The sequence below is a fragment of the Pseudomonas halotolerans genome, from assembly GCF_039581215.1.
Lineage (GTDB): Bacteria > Pseudomonadota > Gammaproteobacteria > Pseudomonadales > Pseudomonadaceae > Aquipseudomonas > Aquipseudomonas tehranensis.
Window position 1 is genome coordinate 36,823 of sequence record NZ_JBCNTJ010000017.1, and the last position, 19,711, is coordinate 56,533.

A 19,711-nucleotide genomic window follows, 5' to 3' on the forward strand; every position below is an offset into this window, starting at 1 on the left:
TCAGTCCCGGTCACGCTCCAGCAACGGCTTGAGGTAGTAGCCAGTGTGCGACTGCTTCATTTCGGCCACTTCCTCGGGCGTACCCACCGCGATGATCTGACCACCCTTGGATCCGCCTTCCGGCCCCAGGTCCACCAGCCAGTCTGCGGTCTTGATCACATCCAGGTTGTGCTCGATCACCACCACGGTGTTGCCATGGTCGCGAAGGCGATGCAGGACGTCGAGCAATTGCTGGATATCCGCGAAGTGCAAGCCTGTGGTCGGTTCGTCGAGGATGTACAAGGTCTTGCCGGTATCGCGCTTGGACAGCTCGCGAGACAGCTTGACCCGCTGGGCCTCGCCGCCGGACAACGTTGTCGCCGATTGGCCAAGCTTGATGTACGACAGCCCCACATCCATCAGCGTCTGGAGCTTGCGCGCCAGTGCCGGCACCGCGTCGAAGAACACCCGGGCCTCTTCGATGGTCATCTCGAGGGTTTCGTGGATATTCTTGCCCTTGTACTTGATCTCCAGGGTTTCGCGGTTGTAGCGCTTGCTCTTGCACACATCGCACGGCACATAGATGTCCGGCAAGAAGTGCATTTCGACCTTGATCAGGCCGTCGCCCTGGCAGGCTTCGCAGCGCCCGCCCTTGACGTTGAACGAGAAACGCCCCGGGCCATAGCCGCGCGAACGGGACTCCGGCACGCCGGCGAACAGTTCGCGGATTGGCGTGAACAACCCGGTATAAGTCGCCGGGTTGGAGCGCGGTGTACGGCCGATAGGGCTCTGGTCGATGTCGACAACCTTGTCCAGATGCTCCAGGCCCTTGATGCTGTCGTGGGCGGCGGCTTCCAGGGTCGTAGCGCCGTTCAGGGCGGTGGCGCTGAGGGGGAACAGGGTGTTGTTGATCAGCGTCGATTTGCCGGAACCGGACACGCCGGTCACGCACGTCAGCAGGCCAATCGGGATGTCCAGGTCGACGTTGCGCAAGTTGTTGCCACGGGCGCCCTTGAGGCTCAGCGACAGTTTCTTGTTGCGCGGCGTACGCTTGGCCGGCACCTTGATCTTTACCCGGCCCGACAGGTATTTGCCGGTCAGGGAGTCGGGATGCGCCATGACTTCGGCGGCCGTGCCTTGGGCGACGATATGCCCGCCATGCACGCCCGCACCCGGGCCGATGTCCACGACGTAATCGGCCAGGCGGATCGCGTCTTCGTCATGCTCGACCACGATCACCGTGTTGCCGATGTCCCGCAGGTGCTTCAAGGTTCCCAGCAACCGATCATTGTCCCGCTGGTGCAGGCCAATGGACGGTTCGTCGAGGATGTACATCACCCCCACCAGGCCGGCACCGATCTGGCTGGCCAGGCGGATACGCTGGGCTTCGCCGCCAGACAGGGTATCTGCGCTGCGATCGAGTGTCAGGTAGTCCAGGCCGACGTTCACCAGAAATTGCAGGCGCTCGCGAATTTCCTTGAGGATCTTGTCGGCAATTTCGCCCCGGCGGCCAATGAGTTTCAAGCCGCCGAAGTAGTCGGTGGCGTCGCCAATGGGCAGATTGGTCACCGCTGGCAGGGTTTTCTCACCGACCCACACATGCCGCGCCTCCCGACGCAAACGGGTACCGCGGCAATCGGGGCAAGGCTGGGTGCTGAGGAACTTGGCCAGTTCTTCGCGCACGCTGGCCGATTCGGTCTCGCGATAACGCCGCTCCAGGTTCGGCACGATGCCTTCGAACGGGTGGGAGCGTTTGACGATATCGCCACGGTCGTTCAGGTATTTGAAGTCGACACTTTGTGAGCCGCTGCCGTGCAGGATGAATTTCTGCTGGTCGGCGGGCAGTTCGTTGAAGGGTTTGTCCAGGCTGAACTTGTAATGGGCCGCCAGCGACCCGAGCATCTGGAAGTAGTAGACGTTACGCCGGTCCCAGCCACGAATTGCGCCCTCGGCCAGGGTCAGTTCGCCATTGACCAGGCGCTTGGTGTCGAAGAACTGCTTGACCCCCAGGCCATCGCAGGTCGGGCACGCGCCGGCCGGGTTGTTGAAGGAGAACAGCTTGGGTTCCAGCTCGCTGATGGCGTGGCCGCAGATCGGGCAGGCGAAGCGCGCCGAGAAGATGATTTCTTCGCCGGGCTCGTCGTCCATCGGCGCTACCAGAGCGATGCCGTCGGCCAGTTTCAGCGCCGTCTCGAAGGACTCGGCCAGCCGCTGTTGCAGGTCGGCCCGGACCTTGAAGCGGTCGACCACCACATCGATCGAATGCTTTTTCTGTTTATCCAGCTTCGGCAGTTCGTCCAGCTCACACAGCTTGCCATTGACTCGCGCCCGAACGAAGCCTTGGGCGCGCAGTTCTTCGAAGACCATCAGGTGTTCGCCCTTGCGCTCGCGGATGACCGGCGCCAGCAGCATCAACTTGCTGCCTTCGGGCTGGGCCAGCACCAGGTCGACCATCTGGCTGACGGTCTGGGCTTCCAGTGGGATGTCGTGGTCGGGACACCGAGGAATACCGACCCGCGCATACAGCAGGCGCAGGTAGTCGTAGATCTCGGTGATGGTGCCGACGGTGGACCGCGGGTTATGGGAAGTCGACTTCTGTTCGATGGAAATCGCCGGCGACAGGCCTTCGATGGTGTCGACGTCGGGTTTTTCCATCATCGACAGGAACTGCCGGGCATAAGCCGACAGTGATTCGACATAGCGGCGCTGGCCTTCAGCGTACAGAGTGTCGAAGGCCAGGGATGATTTGCCGGATCCGGACAGGCCGGTGATGACGATCAGCTTGTCCCGTGGCAGGGTCAGGTCGATGTTCTTCAGGTTGTGGGTACGGGCCCCACGAATCAGGATCTTGTCCAAAGTGGCCTCGCTCGGCGGGCGTCGAAAACGTAGGAGTATACGGGCAAATACTGGATGGATGCACACTATTGAAAGTGCGTTTGCAGTCATACATGAAGACTGCGCGGCAAACGGTCGCCATATACCCCCTCAATCGATGGGACTGGTAGAATCGCCGCCGGTTCACACGAGGTTTTTCCATGCACGATCCCCACAGCGAACGCATGAGCAGCGGCGAGACCCGCGCGGCAAGCGGTCTGGCCCTTGTGTTCGCCTTCCGTATGCTGGGCATGTTCATGGTGTTGCCGGTACTGGCGACCTATGGCATGGATCTGGCTGGCGCGACCCCGGCCCTCATCGGGTTGGCGATTGGCGCGTACGGCCTGACCCAAGCGATTTTCCAGATCCCGTTCGGGGTCATTTCCGACCGCATCGGCCGGCGACCGGTCATCTATCTGGGCTTGATTATCTTCGCCCTGGGCAGTGTGCTGGCGGCCAATGCCGATTCGATCTGGGGCGTGATCGCCGGACGCATCCTGCAAGGTGCCGGGGCAATTTCCGCAGCCGTCATGGCCTTGTTGTCAGACCTGACCCGCGAACAGCACCGGACCAAGGCCATGGCCATGATCGGCATGACGATCGGGCTGTCGTTCGCCGTCGCCATGGTCGTCGGGCCGTTGCTGACCCGCGCCTTTGGTTTGTCAGGTCTGTTTCTGGTCACGGGGGGCATGGCGCTGGTGGGCATCCTGATTGTGGCGTTCATGGTGCCGCGCTCCACTGGGCCGTTGCAGCACCGCGAATCCGGGGTGGCTCGCCAGGCGCTGATTCCGACGCTCAAGCACCCGGACCTGCTGCGCCTGGACCTGGGCATCTTCGTGCTCCATGCCATGTTGATGTCCAGCTTCGTGGCCTTGCCGCTGGCGCTGGTGGAGAAGGCCGGATTGCCCAAGGAACAGCACTGGTGGGTTTACCTGACGGCGCTGCTGATTTCGTTTTTCGCCATGATCCCGTTCATCATCTATGGCGAGAAGCGACGCAAAATGAAACGAGTTTTGCTCGGCGCCGTCGTGACGCTGATGCTCACTGAGCTATTCTTCTGGCAGTTCGGCGACAGCCTGCGGGCTCTGGTGATCGGCACTGTGGTGTTCTTCACCGCGTTCAATCTGCTGGAGGCGTCGCTGCCGTCGCTGATCAGCAAGGTTTCACCGGCGGGCGGCAAGGGCACGGCGATGGGGGTGTACTCCACCAGCCAGTTCCTCGGTTCGGCGTTGGGCGGGATCCTCGGCGGCTGGCTGTTCCAGCATGGCGGTTTGTCGGTTGTGTTCCTGGGATGCGCCGCGCTGGCTGCACTTTGGCTGGCCTTTGCTGTTACCATGCGCGAACCTCCGTATGTGACGAGCCTGCGCTTGCCGTTGTCGCCCGAAGCCATCCGCGAAGCAGGCCTGACCGAGCGCCTTAAGGCCGTCGTTGGAGTAACCGATGCAGTGGTGGTCGCCGACGAAGCGGCCGTTTATATCAAACTGGACACCGAATTATTGGATCGCGCGACGCTCGAGCGCCTGGTGAACAACCCGGCCCCGACCACGTGCGAAGCCTAGGAGAACGTTATGGCCCGTGGGGTTAACAAAGTCATATTGGTCGGTACTTGCGGCCAGGATCCCGAAGTTCGCTACCTGCCCAATGGCAATGCCGTGACCAACCTGAGTCTGGCCACCAGCGAACAGTGGACCGACAAGCAGACTGGCCAGAAGGTCGAGAAGACCGAATGGCACCGCGTGTCGATGTTCGGCAAGGTGGCCGAAATCGCCGGCGAATACCTGCGCAAGGGTTCGCAGGTGTACATTGAGGGCAAGCTGCAGACCCGTGAGTGGGAAAAAGACGGCATCAAGCGCTACACCACCGAAATCGTGGTCGACATGCAAGGCACCATGCAACTGCTGGGCGGCCGTCCACAGGGTGACCAGCAGCAAGGTGGCAACAACTACCAGCAGGCTGCTCCGCGCCAGCAGGCGCCTCGCCCTCAGTCGGCGCCTCAGCCACAGCGTGAGCGCCCAGCGGCCCCGCAACAGGCCGCGCCGCAACCGGCTCCGGATTTCGACAGCTTTGATGACGATATTCCGTTCTAAAGCAGCCGGAAGCTTCAAGCCGCGCGCTTCAAGCTAAAGACAAAACCGCGCTTCGGTTTACGAGGCGCGGTTTTTTTTAGCCTTGAATTTGCCGATAGAGGCATGACTCAGTGGCGGGCAGCCAAAAACTGTTCGGTGCTCACCACCTCCGCATAGGCAAACCCCAGCGCCGACATGAAGGCTGCATGGACTTGAGCCGCCGGGACGATGAGCCCATTGAATTCCAGATCGCGGCTGGCACAGGCATCGTGAATCACCGTGACCTCATAGCCCATGTCCGCCGCCGCCCGGGCGACCCCATCGATGCACATGTGGCTCATGCTGCCGACGATCACCAGATGCTTGATGCCGTGGCGGTCAAGGATGGCTTGCAATTGGGTTTCGCGAAACGAGTTGACGAAGTGCTTGAGCACCACCGGTTCGTCGGCGCGGTTGAGCACTTTGGGATGCAACTGAGCACCTTCAGAGCCTGGGGTGAAGAACGGCGCGGAATCGGAGGTGAATTCGTGACGAATGTGCACCACCTGATCCGCGGCCTGGCGAAAGGCTTCGATCAGTCCGGCGGCGTTATCGGCGGCCGCTTCGGCATCGACCAATGGCCATTTTCCCTGGGGGAAGTAGTCGTTCTGGATATCGACTACGATGAGCGCTTGCTTGGACATAAGGTTTCCTCGGTCAGTGGGGGCTGAAGCCAGTATTGGCTCATGCCACCGGTTTCAGAATTGGCCGTAACGACAATAAGCGAGGGAAAACTGACAATGGCGCAGCAAAGGGCAGTCGCTGAACTCGGGGTGCTCATCTACCCCGGCGCGCAACTGGCGGCGGTGCATGGCTTGACCGATCTGTTCGCCGTGGCGCAGCGGATTGCCGACGAGCAAGCCAGCGCGCAGTTGCCGCGCCTGCGGGTCAGTCACTGGCAAGCGCAGGACGGTGAAGTGCCGACCCGGGTGTTCGACAGTTTCGCCGGTCCCCAGGGCAGATTGGTTGCGCTGCTGATTCCACCGTCCATCGCCGGTTTCGATGACGGGCTGGTGTCGCAGGCGCTGATGACCTGGTTGCGAGCGCGGCATGCCGACGGCACGGTGCTGGGTGGGGTGTGTGTCGGTTCGATTCTGCTGGCTGAAAGCGGCCTGCTCGATGGGCGCAGCGCCACAACCCACTGGACCTCGGCCAAGACCTTTGCTGCGCGATATCCGAAGATCAAGCTCGACGCTGACAAGCCCATCGTGGACGATGGCGACCTGATTACCACGGCCGGTTTGATGGCCTGGTCAGAGCTGGGGCTACGACTGGTGGACCGCCTGCTCGGACCCAGCATCGCCACGCGCACGGCGCAGTTTCTGGTGATCGAACACAGCGACAGCGCTAGCCAATGCGGCAGTAACTTTGCGCCCATCCTCGGACACGGTGACGCGGCCATTCTCAAGGTCCAGCACTGGTTGCAAGGCAGCGGCGCAGTGGACGTTTCCCTCGGCGCCATGGCCGAACAGGCCGGGCTGGAAGAACGCACCTTTCTGCGCAGGTTTCGCGCGGCCACCGGGCTCAAGCCCACCGAATACTGCCAGCACCTGCGCGTCGGCAAGGCCCGGGAGATGCTGGAGTTCACCAATGGCACCATCGATCACATTGCCTGGACAGTGGGTTATCAAGACCCGGGGGCTTTCCGCGCGACGTTCAAGAAGATTACCGGGTTGGCGCCCAGTGATTATCGGGCGAGGTTTGGGGTGGGCCCGATGAATGCTCAAAAGTAGCCATTGATCCCCTCGCCATCGTCGCAGCCGTCGTGCAATTTGCCGGATGGTCTCAGGGTGTCGTGCAGAATGAAACAGGCCCGGTGCTATCAATTCTCCCCGATAGGCCCGTTTCGTTGCTCGGTCTGGCTCGCAACACCGTTGGCCTGATCTCTGCACCCCTTTACCTAAAGCCATCGAGCGCAGTTAAAAGGGCACCGCATGACGACGGTCAATCGCAACAAACAGGTAGTGGACCATTCGATCAACCCCCACGCGCCGCTTCATGAAGTCGAAACCAACCGGGCGCTTGCCCGTTGGCTGGCGCAGATCCTTGGCCTTGAATACGGCGGCAGTTACAACGAGCAGCAGCATGCCGGCCATGATCTCTACTTATTGCCCACGCAAACCGTAATAGGTTCCGAGGCGGCGCTGCGCCTGGGCATCAAAGGGCCAGAGGATCTCTGGGGCGGTTACGTCGAGCATGATTTTATCTGCACAAAGGCCATTACCCACGGTCTGCTGAACCGGCATGCGGTCGCGCCTTTGGGCTGGTCACCGTTGTTTGCCAAGTTGACCCGGGGGGCGGTGCTCGATGGTGTGACGGTGTTTGCGCTCAAGGATGCGCGCCAGGCGGCCGAACATCTGCTGTACACCGGAGCGATCCGCTTCAAGCCTATCCATGCCTGTGCCGGCCGCGATCAGCGGGTGATCAAGAGTCTGGCGCAATTCGATGAAATTGCCGCCGACCCCGAGGCCCAGACTCTGTTTCGCGACGGTGTGGTGCTTGAGCAGAACCTCGAACAGGTCAAGACCCAGAGCGTCGGCCAGAGCTTCATCAACGGCCAGGTCTTGAGCTACTGCGGTGTGCAACATCTGACGCGCGACAGTGAAGGGCTGGAGGTTTATGGCGGCTCGGACCTGTTGGCGGTGCAGGGCGGCTATATTGAGTTGCTAAAACTTGAGCTGCCCGACGATGTGCGCGAGGCGGTGCGGTTGGCGCAGGTGTTTGACGATGCCGCCAATCAAGCCTTCCCAAGGTTCTTTGCCTCGCGGCGCAATTACGACATCGCTCAGGGCATTGACGTCAGCGGCCAGCCTCGCGGTGGTGTGCTGGAACAATCATGGCGGATGGGGGGGGCCAGCAGTGCTGAACTGGCGGCGTTACAGGCATTCGTTGAGGATCCTTCGTCCAGCGCGGTCCGTGTGTCCTCGGTGGAGACCTACACGGACCAGCCGCTGCCCCCAGGCGCCAGAGAGGTGTATCGCGGCCCGGCGCACAATGGAGACTTTCTTCTTAAATACGTAACGGTTCATTCCTATGACGGCTAGAAGCGAAACCATTCAGATCGAGATCGACGACGAATACATGAACGGCACCTTTCTGAGCCCTAAATCGAAGGTTCCAGGAGTGTTGTTCGTCCACGGTTGGGGCGGTAGCCAGGAGCGTGACCTGGAGCGAGCCAAAGGCATTGCCGGCCTGGGCTGCGTCTGCCTGACCTTCGACTTGCGCGGGCATACCGGCGGGGCGGGCATTCCGTTGTCCCGGGTGACCCGGGAAGACAACCTGCGGGATTTGCTCACCGCCTACGACCGGCTGCTTGCCCATCCGGCCCTGGACACCTCGGCGATCGCCGTGGTTGGCACCAGCTACGGCGGTTACCTGGCGGCGATCCTGACGTTGCTGCGGCCGGTGCGCTGGCTGGCATTGCGGGTGCCGGCGTTGTACCGCGACGAGCAATGGCACACGCCCAAGCGTGACCTGGACAAGACTGACCTGCTGGATTACCGCAGTACCCTGGTGCACGCCGACACCAACCGCGCTTTGCACGCGTGCTCGCAGTTCACGGGTGATGTGTTGCTGGTGGAGTCGGAGACCGACGACCATGTGCCCCACGCGACGATCATGAGCTACCGAGCGGCGTGCCAGCAGACCCATTCGCTGACGCACCGGATCATCGACGGCGCCGACCATGCCTTGAGTGACCCGGTGTCACAACAGGCCTACACCTCAATCCTGGTGGACTGGATCACCGAGATGGTGGTGGGCGAGCGGTTGAGCATCATTCAGTCGCGCTGATTGCGCTGTGTTCATGCGGCCCTTATCGCGAGCAGGCTCGCTCCCACAATTGATCTGCGGCGAAAACAGAATTGCTGCCCACCAAAAATCTCCTGTGGGAGCGAGCTTGCTCGCGATGAGGTCAGACCTGCCCACCCGTCACTTAGGCCCCGGCTTGACCCGCAACGCCTTGGCCTTCGCCTCGATCACCAGGTACATCACCACCGTGATCAGCAACGGCAAGATGAAATAGATCGCCCGATAGGCAATCAACCCCGCCAGCAGGCTGCCGCGAGAAACCTCGTGCTGCAGCAGTGCAATGAACACCGCCTCCAACACCCCCAATCCCGCCGGAATGTGAGTGATGACCCCGGCAATGCTGCTGATCATCAGCACCCCGAGCACCACCGGATAATCCAGTTTGCCCGGCAGCAGGGTAAAGATCACCGCCGCCATCAGCGACCAGTTCAAGGCCCCCAGTGCCAGTTGCAGCCCTGCCATGCGCAGCGACGGCAGGTTGATTTCCATGCCGCGGATGGTCCAGGCCCGGCGTTTGGAAAACCGGCAGGCCACCAGGTAACCGGCACTGATACACAGCAACAGCACACCCACACCTTGCAGCGCAGTGCTGCTCAGTTTCCAGCCCGGCGGCATCGTGACCAGGCCGCTGCTGAACACCACCCCGGCCAACGTCATGTAGCCGAACCAGTTCGTGGCCAGGCTCAGGCCGAGGATCTTGGCGATGTTTCCGTTGCTCACCCCCAGCCGCGAATACAGCCGGTAGCGCATGGCGATGCCGCCAACCCAGGCGCTGAGGTTCAGATTGAAGGCGTAGCTGATCACGCCCACCGGGAGGATCTGCCGCCAGCCCAGTTTCTGCCGTATGTAGGTGCGCCCGATCAGGTCGAAGCAAGCGTAAGTGATGAAACTGGTCACGGTCAGCGCACCGGCAATGAGCAATGTGCGCAGTTTGAAGTCCGCCAGGGTGGCGAACACTTCGGCCCAGTCGATGCGCCGGGCCAAGGCCGTGAACAGCACGATCAGCAGCAGGAAGAAGGCCAGGGTCAGTGGGCGTTTCCAGCGGCTCCAGCGTGATTTGGGCTTGCTGTGTTCGCCCGCGTGGGCATTACTTGGCGCCGTGTGCGCGTCAGAGTGGTTCATGGGGTTCGCTCCGAACCGCGGTGGGCGGCGAAAAAGGTTTCAGACGCGGCTTATGGGCCGGCAGCCAGCCGGCCCAGGCCGGAAAATGGCGCAGGAAGTGGAACACCATGAAGCCGACGGTCATGCGCCACAGCAGGCCCCGTGGGGCAGGGTTGGCCGGCATGGCGGTGCAATGGTTGCGGCTCAGATGATCGAGACGCTCGAACAATTCACGGTTGAAGGCCCGGTCGCGGATCAGCACATTGGCTTCCAGGTTCAGGGACAGGCTCAGGGGGTCGAGGTTGCTTGAGCCCACGGTGCTCCAGTCCTCATCCACCAGTGCGACTTTGCCGTGCAACGGCCGTTCGCAATACTCGTAGATCACCACACCAGCCTTGAGCAGATAGTTGTACAACATCCGCGCGGCGAGCTTGGCGATCATCATGTCCGGCTGGCCCTGCAGGATCAGGCGTACCTCCACGCCACGCCGCGCGGCATTGCGGATCTCGCGCAGCAGCCGGTAACCAGGGAAGAAATAGGCATTGGCAATGACCACGCGCCGTTGGGCACTGCGTAACACTTGCAGGTACACCTCTTCGATGTCGGTCTGATGCTCATGGTTGTCGCGATAGACCAGCCGCACCTGACCGTCATGATCGTTGAAGGCCAACTCGTTGCGCCGGCTTCGGCGGCGTTGCCACCAGAATTTGGCCCGGCTGGACCGACCGCTCTGCAACAGCGCGAAGTGATGGATATCCACCACCGCCGGGCCTTTGACCTCCACGGAATAATCCTGCTTGGCCTCAGGGCCGAAGTCGCCGAGATGGTCGGCGGAAAAATTGATCCCGCCGATAAACGCGATCACACCGTCCACCACCACGATTTTGCGATGCAGGCGTCGGAACCAGTTGGTGCGGATCCCCAGGTGCCGTGGGGCAGGGTCGAACATCTGTAAACGCACCCCTGCATCGCTCAATGTCGCGAGAAATTCCGGGGTCAGCTCGCCGCAACCAAAACCGTCCAGGCTCACGGTGATGCGTACGCCGCGTTTGGCCGCGTCCACCAGCAGGTCCCGTAGCTCGATACCGACTTTGTCCTCGAACAGAATGAAGGTCTCAAGGAGGATTTCCTTTTCGGCCCGGCGTATCGCCTCGAAGACCCTGGGGAAATATTCCTCGCCGTTCTCCAAAAGCGTGACCCGGTTATTGCCGTGCCAACCGTATTCGATGTCCACCAGCGCCGGATTACGCTCGGTCGGCGGAACCTCCACCTGTTCCACCGTCGCCTTGTTCATTGTCGCGCTCATAATTCGATCTCCACCGAAAGCGGGGCATGGTCGGAAAGGTGCGACCAGGGACGTACGTTCAATACCTTGGGATGACGGGCCTTGAGGTTGCGCACGTAGATGCGGTCCAGGCGCAGGACCGGCAGGCGCGCCGGAAAGCTGCGAGCCGGCTTGCCCCATTGCTCGGCGAACACCTCCCGCAGCCCGCTGGGTTCGAGCAGCTCGCTGGCTTTGCCGCGCCAATCATTGAAGTCCCCGGCGACGATGACCGGCGCCTCGGGCGGCAGTTCGCTCAAACGCTGGCAAAGCAGTTTCAATTGCTCGACACGATGCCCCTCGCGCAACCCCAGGTGGACGCAGATGGCATGGATTTCCCGCTCATCGCCGCCCGGCAGGCGCAGCACGCTGTGTAGCATGCCGCGGCTTTCATGGCCGCTGATGGACACGTCCAGGTTGTCGTGGCGAATGATCTGGAATTTGGACAGTAATGCGTTGCCATGGTCGCCCGCCGGATACACCGCGTTGCGCCCGTAGGCGAACTGTGGCCAGAGGCTATCGGCGAGGAATTCGTACTGCGGCATGCTTGGCCAGTTGGAATAGCGCTGCGGGTGGTGCTCGTGGGTGCCGTGCACTTCCTGCAAGAACACCACGTCGGCGGACACGCTGCGCACCGCCTCGCGCAGTTCCGGGAGGATGAAGCGCCGGTTCAGGGCGGTGAAACCTTTGTGGGTATTGACCGTCAGGACCGTGAAGCGGTTGATCCGCTCCAGGTCTTGCGGCGGGTTTTGGGTGGGATCGCGGGTCGTTTCGGTGAACTCCGGGGTGCTCATGGCAATACCCCCTCGGCCGGGCATTCGCCGGGCGCGGTGGCCAGGTTCTTGTCCAGGTCGAAGTGCTCCAGCAAGTGACGCGCGTCATAGGGCGCACGGACTTTGATGTCATTGTCGAAATAGCAGAACACCTCCCGGCTCTTGCGGGCGCGGGGTTTCTTTTTTGGGTCGATCAAATGGGCATCGCGCGGTTGTGTGCCGTGGCTCCAAGCCTCGATGCGCTCGGCCCAGCGTTTCAAGGCCGCGTCGGTGTAGCCGCTGGCGTACAACTCCTCGGCTCCGTGCAGGCGCAAGTACACGAAGTCGCTGGTCACGTCTTCGCGATAGGGCCATTTGCCGGCGGTGTCAGCGATCACCAGTGCCACGTCATAGCGTTTGAGCAAGGTGATGAAGTGTGGATCGATAAAACTTTCATGACGGATCTCCACCGCGTGGCGCAGCGGCCGTTTTTTATCGGCATGGGTGCTGGCGTGACCGTTCAGGCGCGGTTCGTGCTCCCGGGCCAGGGCCGCGGCATCTTCGGTGTTATGGGGAAGTTGCCGGAGAAAATCTTCGAACAGCTCAGGCTCGAATTTGAAACTGGGCGGAAACTGCCAGAGGATCGCGCCGAGTTTTTCCTTGAGCTCCAGCACCCCGGAGGCGAAGAAATTGGCCAACGGCTTGTGAATGTCCCGAAGACGCTTGATGTGGGTGATGAAACGCGGTGCCTTGACGCTGAAGACGAAGCCGGGTGGTGTCTCGGCGTACCACTGGGCATACCGTTCGGGGCGTTGCAGGGCGTAGAACGATCCATTGATCTCGATGCTGTTGACCGCTCGCGAGGCGAACTGCAATTCCCGTTTCTGGGTCAGCCCCTTGGGGTAGAAATCCCCCCGCCAAGGCGTGTAACGCCAACCGGAAATGCCAATGTGGATCGCCGTCATGTGTCCCTCCCGTGCCAATGACCTCGTACCGCCTGTGTCTTTTGATGACTGTCGCGCGGGGTAGAAAGTTTCGATGGGGTTACCGGCGGTGGGTGGCGTGAGCGTTCCATGTTCTGGTTGCCCTACTTAGTCACCCGTGGCGAGGGAGCTTGCTCCCGCTCGGCTGCGTAGCAGCCGTCGCTGTTGGGCTGATCTTTGAATCGAGCCGATCAGGATTTTGGGTCTGCTGCGCAGCCCAGCGGGAGCAAGCTCCCTCGCCACGGATTTTTGTGGCGTGGGTTCAAAAGTGTTGAATCAGCTTATTCCTCACTTCAGCCATCCCCTGCGCATCCAGCTCCAGCCACAGATGCTGCTTGCCGGCGATCTGCGCCGCCGCTGGCAAACCATCGCGATACACCAACCGATTGCTCGCCAGGGCCGGCACTTTTGCGCCCGGCAACAAGGTCCCGGCCAGGTTCAGCGGGTCGACGCCGCACACCGCCACCAGGCTGCCATCCGTGGGGCGGCGGCGCACTTCACGTAGCAGCGGGATGGCTTCGGGCAGGGCGAATTGCTCACCCGCCAGGCCGCTGACAAAACGTCCGCCGCGAATCTCGCCCCGCGCCTCCAGGCGATGAAAAGTGCGCAGTAACTCGCGCCAGCTCGGCAACCAATCCGCCTCCCGCTCCAACAGGCGCCAGAACACCACGCCATAACGGCGCAGCAAGGTCATGGCGATGTGTTCCAGGGTGTCGGGCGGCAGGGTCGCTGGCCGGTTTCCTTCCGCGGGCACTGGGGCGCTACGGCGTAACAAGGCCCAGCGCCCGGCATCGTCCATGCCGCCCACGAACGCTCCACGCCCGCGCCGACTGCTGCGCGCCTGGCGCTTACTGGCCGGGGTGATCAACGCGCGCAACCCGGCGAAGCTGTCGGCATTCACCAGCCCGGCGCCGACCAATTCCTGTAACGCGATCTCCAGTTCGCTGCGCAGCAAGTGCGCTTCGTGCAGCAACTCATCGAAAAACAGCGCGCCGTGTTCACTGAGGGCCTTATGGACTTTTTGCGTCTTGGGTGACAGTTCGCTGGGCGGGGTCTGTTCGGTCAGGCTGCTCCAGAGGGCGACCCGATTGCGCGCCAGTAACACAATCGGCGTGCTGCGCAAGGCGCTGGAAGATTGCTTCTGGCGCGCGCTCAGGCGAGTCCACACCAGCTTGCCACTGCGGCACAGCTCATCCAGCCAACTCGGGGAATAGTCCTTGATCCGCGCCGGCAACAGGTCACTGTCCCACGCCGAAGCGGCGGCCGGGTAGCCTTCGAACTGACTGATGATCGATGGCAGCACCGCGCTGCCCCGGCCCTGAGTGGCCGGCGACAGATGCTGCCAGTCGAACAGGAACCGCATGAAGTCCTGCAACATCACCGGCTCGATTTCCCGGCGCAGGCGCTTGACGGTGTAGCGGTGGATGCGCGCCAGCAAATGCCGCTCGCACCACTCCTCCTGGCCGGTGCCCGGGGTGAACCGGCCGCGCAACACATAGCCTTGCTGTTCCAGCTGCGCCAGGGCCTGGCTGATTGACGGGGACGATAAGCCGAGGGGATCGGCGATGGCCTTCAACGGCAGCGGACCGAAGGCGCTGAGCCGTGCGCGCAATACCTCCACCACGGCTTCATCGCCATCCCAGGTTTCATCAAAACCCGGCAGGGGCGTCAGCGGTGGCCGCCATTGAGCCTGTGGATAAACGGCTTGCAGACACGTCAGCCGTTCCAGCGCCACCCACAGACCGCGTTCGGCGCTGATCTGTACATGACTGGCGCGGCCGCGCTCAGCCAGGGTCTGTAACCAGTCCAGCCATTGTGCGTTGGCGCTGGCCTCGCTGTCGGCGATGCAGGCCAGGCTCATCAGGGCTTCGTGCATTTCATCGAGGTGGGTGGGGGCCGGCCAGGCTTCGTCCCGTACCGCCTGGATGGCGTCGGCGTCCAGTGCGCCGAGGTCGTCGGTGGACTGCGGGTCGCTCCAGCGCCGGTTGATCACCGCTTGAGTGCGGCGTTCTTCCAGCGGTGCGTCGTCGAGAAAGGTGTAGGGCCGGGCGCTGAGGATTTCCGCCGCCAAGGGCGAGGGCGCCGGCAGGTCGCGGCTGATCAGGCGAACTTCACCTGCTTCGATGCGCCGCAACAGCGTCAGCCAGCCTTTGCTGTCCATGGCTTCGTGCAGGCAGTCGTCGAGGGTCTGTTCCACCAGTGGGTGATTGGGGATTTCCCGCTCGCCGGCGAGGTTTTCCAGGCAGGCGATCTGGTCCGGGAATACGCTGGCGATCAGGTCTTCGCTTTTCATGCGCTGGATCTGTGGAGCGACTTTGCGTCCGCCCGTGTAGCGCGGCAAGGCCAGGGCAACACTGGCATTCCAGCGCCAGCGCACGCCGAACAGCGGGGCGTCCAACACCGCCTGGATCAATATCTGTTCGGCACTCTGGCTATTGAGATAGCGCCAGACCTCGTCCAGCTCGAAGCTGTGGCTGGTGGACAGCGACAGCACGATAGCGTCTTCGCTGGCGGCGGCCTGCAACTCGAAATTGAAGGTGCGGCAGAAGCGCTTGCGCAAGGCCAGGCCCCAAGCGCGGTTGATGCGGCTGCCGAAGGGCGTGTGGATGATCAGTTGCGTGCCGCCGGATTCGTCGAAAAACCGCTCCATCAACAGCGTGTCCTGGGACGGCAACGCGCCGAATGCCAGGCGTGCCGGGGCCAGGTAGTCCACCAGTTGCTCGGCACTGGCCAGGTTCAGTTGCAAAGTGCCGGTCAGCCAGTCGAGGGCCGGTTGCAAGTTGCCCGGCGTGGCACCGAGCAGTTGGTCCAGTTGCGCTTGCAGACGGGCTACCGCCAGGGACAACTCGGCGCTGCGCCCGGGGGCTTCGCCAAGCCAGAACGGAATGGTCGGCGGCTGGCCTTGGGCATCCTCGACCCGCACCCGACCGGTCTCCACGCGAATGATGCGGTAAGAAGTATTGCCCAACTGGAATACGTCGCCGGCAATGCTCTCTACGGCGAAGTCTTCGTTGACGCTGCCGATGTTCAATCCCTGGGGTTCGAGCAGCACGCTGTAGTCGGCGTTGTCCGGGATGGTGCCGCCGCTCGTCACGGCGGTCAGCTTGCTGCCCCGACGCCCGCGCAGGGTACGGGTGACAGCGTCGCGATGCAGGTACGCACTGCGCACGCCCTGACGGCCATTGAGGCCCTCGGCGAGCATTTGCAGCAATGCCTGATAGTGGCCGTCATCCAGCTCGGCATAGGGCGCGGCGCGGCGAAAGGTTTCCAGCAGCGCCTGTTCTTGCCATTCCTGGCAACTGACCTCGGCGACGATCTGCTGGGCCAGCACGTCCAGTGGCGCCTTGGGAATGTGCAGAATGTCCAGCTCGCCACGGCGCACGCAATCGAGCAGGGCGACGCATTCGATCAAGTCGTCGCGGGTGGTGGCGAACAGGCGTCCCTTGGGCGTGCCGCCAACCTGATGGCCCGAGCGGCCGACCCTTTGCAAAAATGCCGAGATCGACCGTGGCGAGGCGATCTGACACACCAGGTCGACGTCGCCGATATCGATGCCCAGTTCCAGGGACGCGGTGGCAATCAGCACCTGCAACTCGCCGCGTTTGAGCCGTTGTTCGGCGTCGAGGCGAAACTCCTTGGCGAGGCTGCCGTGGTGGGCGGCCACGGCATGCTTGCCCAGGCGTTCGCTCAAATGACGGCTCAGGCGTTCGGCCAGCCGTCGGGTGTTGACGAAAATCAGGGTGGTGCGGTGTTCCCGGGCCAAGTCGGCGAGGCGGTTGTAGACCAGTTCCCAGACGTCATTGGCCATCACCGCCGAGAGCGGCACTGGAGGCACCTCGATATCGAGGTCCCGGGGGCGGGCGTGGCCGATGTCGACGATTTCACAGGTGCGCCCCTGGCCGACGAGAAAGCGCGATACCGCTTCAATGGGTTTTTGTGTGGCGGACAGACCGATGCGCATCAGCGGTTCGGCGCACAGCGCTTGCAGACGCTCCAGGCTCAAGGCCAGGTGACTGCCGCGCTTGCTGGCAGCGATGGCGTGGATCTCGTCGACAATGACGGTGCGGGTGCTGGCGAGCATTTGCCGGCCGGAATCGGAGCCGAGCAGCACGTAAAGCGATTCGGGCGTAGTCACCAGAATGTGCGGCGCGGTCTTGCGCATCGCCGTGCGGTCTTTTTGTGGCGTGTCGCCGGTGCGCACGGCGGTGGTGATGTGCAGGGGCGGCAAGCCCATCTGCCGCAATTGTTCGGTAATGCCGGCGAGTGGGTTTTGCAGGTTGATCTGGATGTCGTTGCTCAAGGCCTTGAGCGGCGAAACGTAGACCACCAGGGTCTGGTCCGGCAGGCCTCCTTGTTCCAGGCCGCGGTGCACCAGGTCATCGAGCACCGCGAGAAACGCGGTCAAGGTCTTGCCCGAGCCGGTAGGCGCCGCGACCAGCACCGAACGCCGCTGGCCGATCAACGGCCACGCCCGGGCCTGGGCGGCCGTGACCGCCGGGAAGGTCTGGCTGAACCAGGCGCGAACGGCGGGGTGAAAGCCTGCCATGGCGTGGTCGGCTGCAAGGGGCAGATTCATAAGGCAGTTTATGCGGGTGGAGCGGGGGAGATGCAAGTATCGGCTGAGATGTCCATCGCCTGTCAGGGCCTCATCGCGAGCAAGCTCGCTCCCACACAGATCGCATAGGCACTGAGATCTCCTGTGGGAGCGAGCTCGCTCGCGATAGCGGCCTCAAGGTGCACACAAATACCGGATCTGCACTTTACGGATGACGGTTGCGCACTAAACCCGCAAAATGCAACGATTCCGACAACGCCTGCGGGCGTTTTCGACCCCATTCTTTTGCCAACAGACCGGGCCTGCTGACTTTATGCGAATGCGCCTTATGTTACTGGGCGGCGGAAATGCCCTTGGGCAGGCGCTGATTCGCCTCGGTGCGGAAGAAGACATCGGTTTTCTTGCCCCCCGCCCCCCCGAAGACGGCTGGGATGCCGCGAGCCTGACGCAGCTGCTGGACGACACTCGACCGGACGCCTTGATCAACCTGGCGTACTACTTCGACTGGTTCCAGGCCGAAACCGTCAGCGAGCAGCGCCTGGCCAGCCAGGAGCGCGCCGTCGAGCGCCTGGCCGAGTTGTGCCAGCATCACAACATCATCTTGCTGCAACCGTCGAGCTATCGCGTGTTCGACGGTTCCCGCGCCACGGCGTACAGCGAGAAGGATGAACCCGTGCCCCTGGGCCTGCGCGGCCAGGCGTTGTGGCGGATCGAGCAAAGCGTGCGCGCCACCTGTCCGCAACATGTGCTGTTGCGTTTCGGCTGGCTGCTGGACGACAGCGCCGACGGCATCCTGGGACGTTTCCTGGCCCGAGCCGAACAACCCGAAGACCTGCTGTTGGCCGACGACCGTCGGGGCAATCCGACGCCGGTGGACGATGCGGCGCGGGTAATCATCTCGGTGCTCAAGCAACTCGATTGCGCCGCGCCGCTGTGGGGCACTTACCACTATGCCGGACATGAGGCGACCACGCCGCTGGCACTGGGGCAGGCGATCCTCACCGAAGCTCGGGCCCTGCACCCTCTGGCAATCGAATCGCCCACCCCCCAGGCACACGCCGCACGGCCGGATGCTGCGGAAGAACCGCAACACGCGGTGCTGGCCTGCAAGAAAATTCTGCACACGTTCGGGATCAAGCCCCGCGCCTGGCGCGCCGCACTCCCGGGCTTACTGGATAGGTTTTATCGTCATGGCTGAAGGTCCTGTTTTAATCACCGGCGGCGCTGGTTTCATTGGTTCGCACCTGACCGACGCCTTGCTTGCCAAGGGCCATTCGGTACGCATCCTCGATGACTTGTCCACCGGCAAGCGCAGTAACCTGCCGCTGGACAACCCTCGGGTTGAACTGATGGAAGGCGACGTGGCCAATGCGGCGCTGGTAGCCCAGGCCGTGGCCGGTTGCAGTGCCGTGGCGCACTTGGCGGCGGTGGCTTCGGTGCAGGCCTCGGTGGACGATCCGGTGCGTACGCACCAGAGCAATTTCATCGGCACCCTCAATGTCTGCGAAGCCATGCGCCAGGCCGGGGTGAAGCGGGTGCTGTTCGCCTCCAGTGCGGCGGTTTATGGCAACAACGGCGAGGGTGAGTCCATCGACGAAGACACGCCCAAGGCCCCGCTCACGCCCTATGCCTCGGACAAGCTGGCCAGCGAGTTCTATCTGGACTTCTACCGCCGACAGCACGCACTGGAACCGGCGGTGTTCCGGTTCTTCAACATCTATGGCCCACGTCAGGATCCGTCGTCGCCTTATTCCGGCGTCATCAGCATTTTCAGCGAGCGGGCGCAGAAGGGTCTGCCGATTACGGTGTTCGGCGATGGCGAGCAAACCCGGGATTTTGTCTACGTTGAAGACCTGGTGGACCTGTTGGTGCAGGCCATCGAAACACCTGACGTGCAAGTGGGCGCGGTGAACGTCGGCTGGAACCAGGCCACGACCCTCAAGCAGTTGCTCCAGGCCCTGGCCGCGGTGGTGGGCGATCTGCCGCCGATCAGCTACGCCCCGGCGCGCTCCGGCGACATCCGCCATTCCCGGGCTGATAATCGCCGGCTGTTGGAGCGCTTCAGCTTCCCACAACAAACGCCGATGAGTGTGGGGTTGGCGCGGTTGCTGGGCCGCTGAACGAAAAAGGCGCCTTTCGAGGCGCCTTTTTTGTCATGGCATACACCGTTGTGGCGAGGGGATTTATCCCCGCTGGACTGCGCAGCAGTCCCAAATAAACACATGGGGTGA

The 19,711-nt window shown here is 62.5% G+C and carries 14 protein-coding genes; 7 read left to right on the forward strand and 7 right to left on the reverse strand.

From position 1 onward, the window contains the following. Entirely contained in the window at nt 1–2,835 is a 2,835-nt protein-coding gene (gene uvrA, locus AAIS01_RS21045) for an excinuclease ABC subunit UvrA (protein ID WP_343470520.1), read from the reverse strand. 179 nt (nt 2,836–3,014) lie between these two features. Here uvrA and AAIS01_RS21050 point away from each other — a divergent pair, with 179 nt between their 5' ends. Together AAIS01_RS21050 and AAIS01_RS21055 are read left to right on the forward strand one after the other, a co-directional pair. Beyond that, nucleotides 3,015–4,412 (forward strand): MFS transporter, encoded by a 1,398-nt coding sequence (locus tag AAIS01_RS21050; RefSeq protein WP_092394849.1) that lies wholly within the window; start codon nt 3,015–3,017, stop codon nt 4,410–4,412. Between the two features lie 9 nt (nt 4,413–4,421). After that, on the forward strand, nt 4,422–4,940 hold the full coding sequence (locus tag AAIS01_RS21055; protein WP_047229766.1) for a single-stranded DNA-binding protein: 519 nt from the start codon (nt 4,422–4,424) through the stop codon (nt 4,938–4,940). Nucleotides 4,941–5,047: 107 nt separating this feature from the next. Here the strand turns inward: AAIS01_RS21055 and AAIS01_RS21060 are convergent, their stop codons facing one another. After that, nucleotides 5,048–5,602, reverse strand: coding sequence for a cysteine hydrolase family protein (locus AAIS01_RS21060; RefSeq protein ID WP_343470521.1), 555 nt, complete (start codon nt 5,600–5,602; stop codon nt 5,048–5,050). Nucleotides 5,603–5,698: 96 nt separating this feature from the next. Between AAIS01_RS21060 and AAIS01_RS21065 the strand changes: the two genes are divergently transcribed. From AAIS01_RS21065 to AAIS01_RS21075, 3 genes are all read left to right on the forward strand, one after another. Continuing rightward, the gene (locus tag AAIS01_RS21065; RefSeq protein WP_343470522.1) at nt 5,699–6,691 is read left to right on the forward strand and encodes a GlxA family transcriptional regulator; all 993 of its coding nucleotides are present in this window, start codon (nt 5,699–5,701) and stop codon (nt 6,689–6,691) included. 201 nt (nt 6,692–6,892) lie between these two features. Further along, nucleotides 6,893–8,002, forward strand: a complete 1,110-nt coding sequence (locus AAIS01_RS21070; RefSeq protein WP_343470523.1) for a DUF3182 family protein — start codon at nt 6,893–6,895, stop codon at nt 8,000–8,002. Next, nucleotides 7,992–8,750, forward strand: a complete 759-nt coding sequence (locus AAIS01_RS21075; RefSeq protein WP_092394837.1) for an alpha/beta hydrolase family protein — start codon at nt 7,992–7,994, stop codon at nt 8,748–8,750. The genes AAIS01_RS21070 and AAIS01_RS21075 overlap by 11 nt, the downstream gene beginning before the upstream one ends. 138 nt (nt 8,751–8,888) lie before the next feature. Here the strand turns inward: AAIS01_RS21075 and AAIS01_RS21080 are convergent, their stop codons facing one another. From AAIS01_RS21080 to AAIS01_RS21100, 5 genes are all read right to left on the reverse strand, one after another. Continuing rightward, complete coding sequence (locus tag AAIS01_RS21080) at nt 8,889–9,890, reverse strand: lysylphosphatidylglycerol synthase domain-containing protein (protein WP_343470525.1); 1,002 nt, start codon at nt 9,888–9,890, stop codon at nt 8,889–8,891. Continuing rightward, on the reverse strand, nt 9,877–11,175 hold the full coding sequence (clsB, locus tag AAIS01_RS21085) for a cardiolipin synthase ClsB (protein WP_343470526.1): 1,299 nt from the start codon (nt 11,173–11,175) through the stop codon (nt 9,877–9,879). Before clsB ends, AAIS01_RS21080 begins: the two co-directional genes overlap by 14 nt. Beyond that, nucleotides 11,172–11,984, reverse strand: a complete 813-nt coding sequence (locus AAIS01_RS21090) for an endonuclease/exonuclease/phosphatase family protein (RefSeq protein WP_343470527.1) — start codon at nt 11,982–11,984, stop codon at nt 11,172–11,174. The genes clsB and AAIS01_RS21090 overlap by 4 nt, the downstream gene beginning before the upstream one ends. Continuing rightward, on the reverse strand, nt 11,981–12,907 hold the full coding sequence (locus AAIS01_RS21095) for a DUF72 domain-containing protein (protein WP_343470528.1): 927 nt from the start codon (nt 12,905–12,907) through the stop codon (nt 11,981–11,983). Before AAIS01_RS21095 ends, AAIS01_RS21090 begins: the two co-directional genes overlap by 4 nt. Nucleotides 12,908–13,187: 280 nt before the next feature. Then, nucleotides 13,188–17,501, reverse strand: a complete 4,314-nt coding sequence (locus AAIS01_RS21100; RefSeq protein ID WP_343470529.1) for a DEAD/DEAH box helicase — start codon at nt 17,499–17,501, stop codon at nt 13,188–13,190. Nucleotides 17,502–17,793: 292 nt separating this feature from the next. Between AAIS01_RS21100 and AAIS01_RS21105 the strand changes: the two genes are divergently transcribed. Together AAIS01_RS21105 and AAIS01_RS21110 are read left to right on the forward strand one after the other, a co-directional pair. Continuing rightward, nucleotides 17,794–18,678 carry a sugar nucleotide-binding protein gene (locus AAIS01_RS21105; protein ID WP_076386543.1) on the forward strand — a complete coding sequence of 295 codons (885 nt, stop codon included), beginning with the start codon at nt 17,794–17,796 and terminating at the stop codon, nt 18,676–18,678. Then, the gene (locus AAIS01_RS21110; protein WP_343470530.1) at nt 18,671–19,600 is read left to right on the forward strand and encodes an NAD-dependent epimerase/dehydratase family protein; all 930 of its coding nucleotides are present in this window, start codon (nt 18,671–18,673) and stop codon (nt 19,598–19,600) included. The genes AAIS01_RS21105 and AAIS01_RS21110 overlap by 8 nt, the downstream gene beginning before the upstream one ends. Nucleotides 19,601–19,711: the final 111 nt, after the last annotated feature.

Excerpts from the sequence above, each read along its gene's own strand:
- AAIS01_RS21055 (WP_047229766.1), top strand. The coding sequence starts at position 4,422 with ATGGCCCGTGGGGTTAACAAAGTCATATTGGTCGGTACTTGCGGCCAG.
- AAIS01_RS21100 (WP_343470529.1), bottom strand. The coding sequence starts at position 17,501 with ATGAATCTGCCCCTTGCAGCCGACCACGCCATGGCAGGCTTTCACCCC.
- AAIS01_RS21050 (WP_092394849.1), top strand. The coding sequence starts at position 3,015 with ATGCACGATCCCCACAGCGAACGCATGAGCAGCGGCGAGACCCGCGCG.
- AAIS01_RS21090 (WP_343470527.1), bottom strand. The coding sequence starts at position 11,984 with ATGAGCACCCCGGAGTTCACCGAAACGACCCGCGATCCCACCCAAAAC.
- AAIS01_RS21070 (WP_343470523.1), top strand. The coding sequence starts at position 6,893 with ATGACGACGGTCAATCGCAACAAACAGGTAGTGGACCATTCGATCAAC.
- AAIS01_RS21110 (WP_343470530.1), top strand. The coding sequence starts at position 18,671 with ATGGCTGAAGGTCCTGTTTTAATCACCGGCGGCGCTGGTTTCATTGGT.
- clsB (WP_343470526.1), bottom strand. The coding sequence starts at position 11,175 with ATGAGCGCGACAATGAACAAGGCGACGGTGGAACAGGTGGAGGTTCCG.
- AAIS01_RS21095 (WP_343470528.1), bottom strand. The coding sequence starts at position 12,907 with ATGACGGCGATCCACATTGGCATTTCCGGTTGGCGTTACACGCCTTGG.
- AAIS01_RS21105 (WP_076386543.1), top strand. The coding sequence starts at position 17,794 with ATGCGAATGCGCCTTATGTTACTGGGCGGCGGAAATGCCCTTGGGCAG.
- AAIS01_RS21075 (WP_092394837.1), top strand. The coding sequence starts at position 7,992 with ATGACGGCTAGAAGCGAAACCATTCAGATCGAGATCGACGACGAATAC.
- AAIS01_RS21080 (WP_343470525.1), bottom strand. The coding sequence starts at position 9,890 with ATGAACCACTCTGACGCGCACACGGCGCCAAGTAATGCCCACGCGGGC.
- AAIS01_RS21060 (WP_343470521.1), bottom strand. The coding sequence starts at position 5,602 with ATGTCCAAGCAAGCGCTCATCGTAGTCGATATCCAGAACGACTACTTC.
- AAIS01_RS21065 (WP_343470522.1), top strand. The coding sequence starts at position 5,699 with ATGGCGCAGCAAAGGGCAGTCGCTGAACTCGGGGTGCTCATCTACCCC.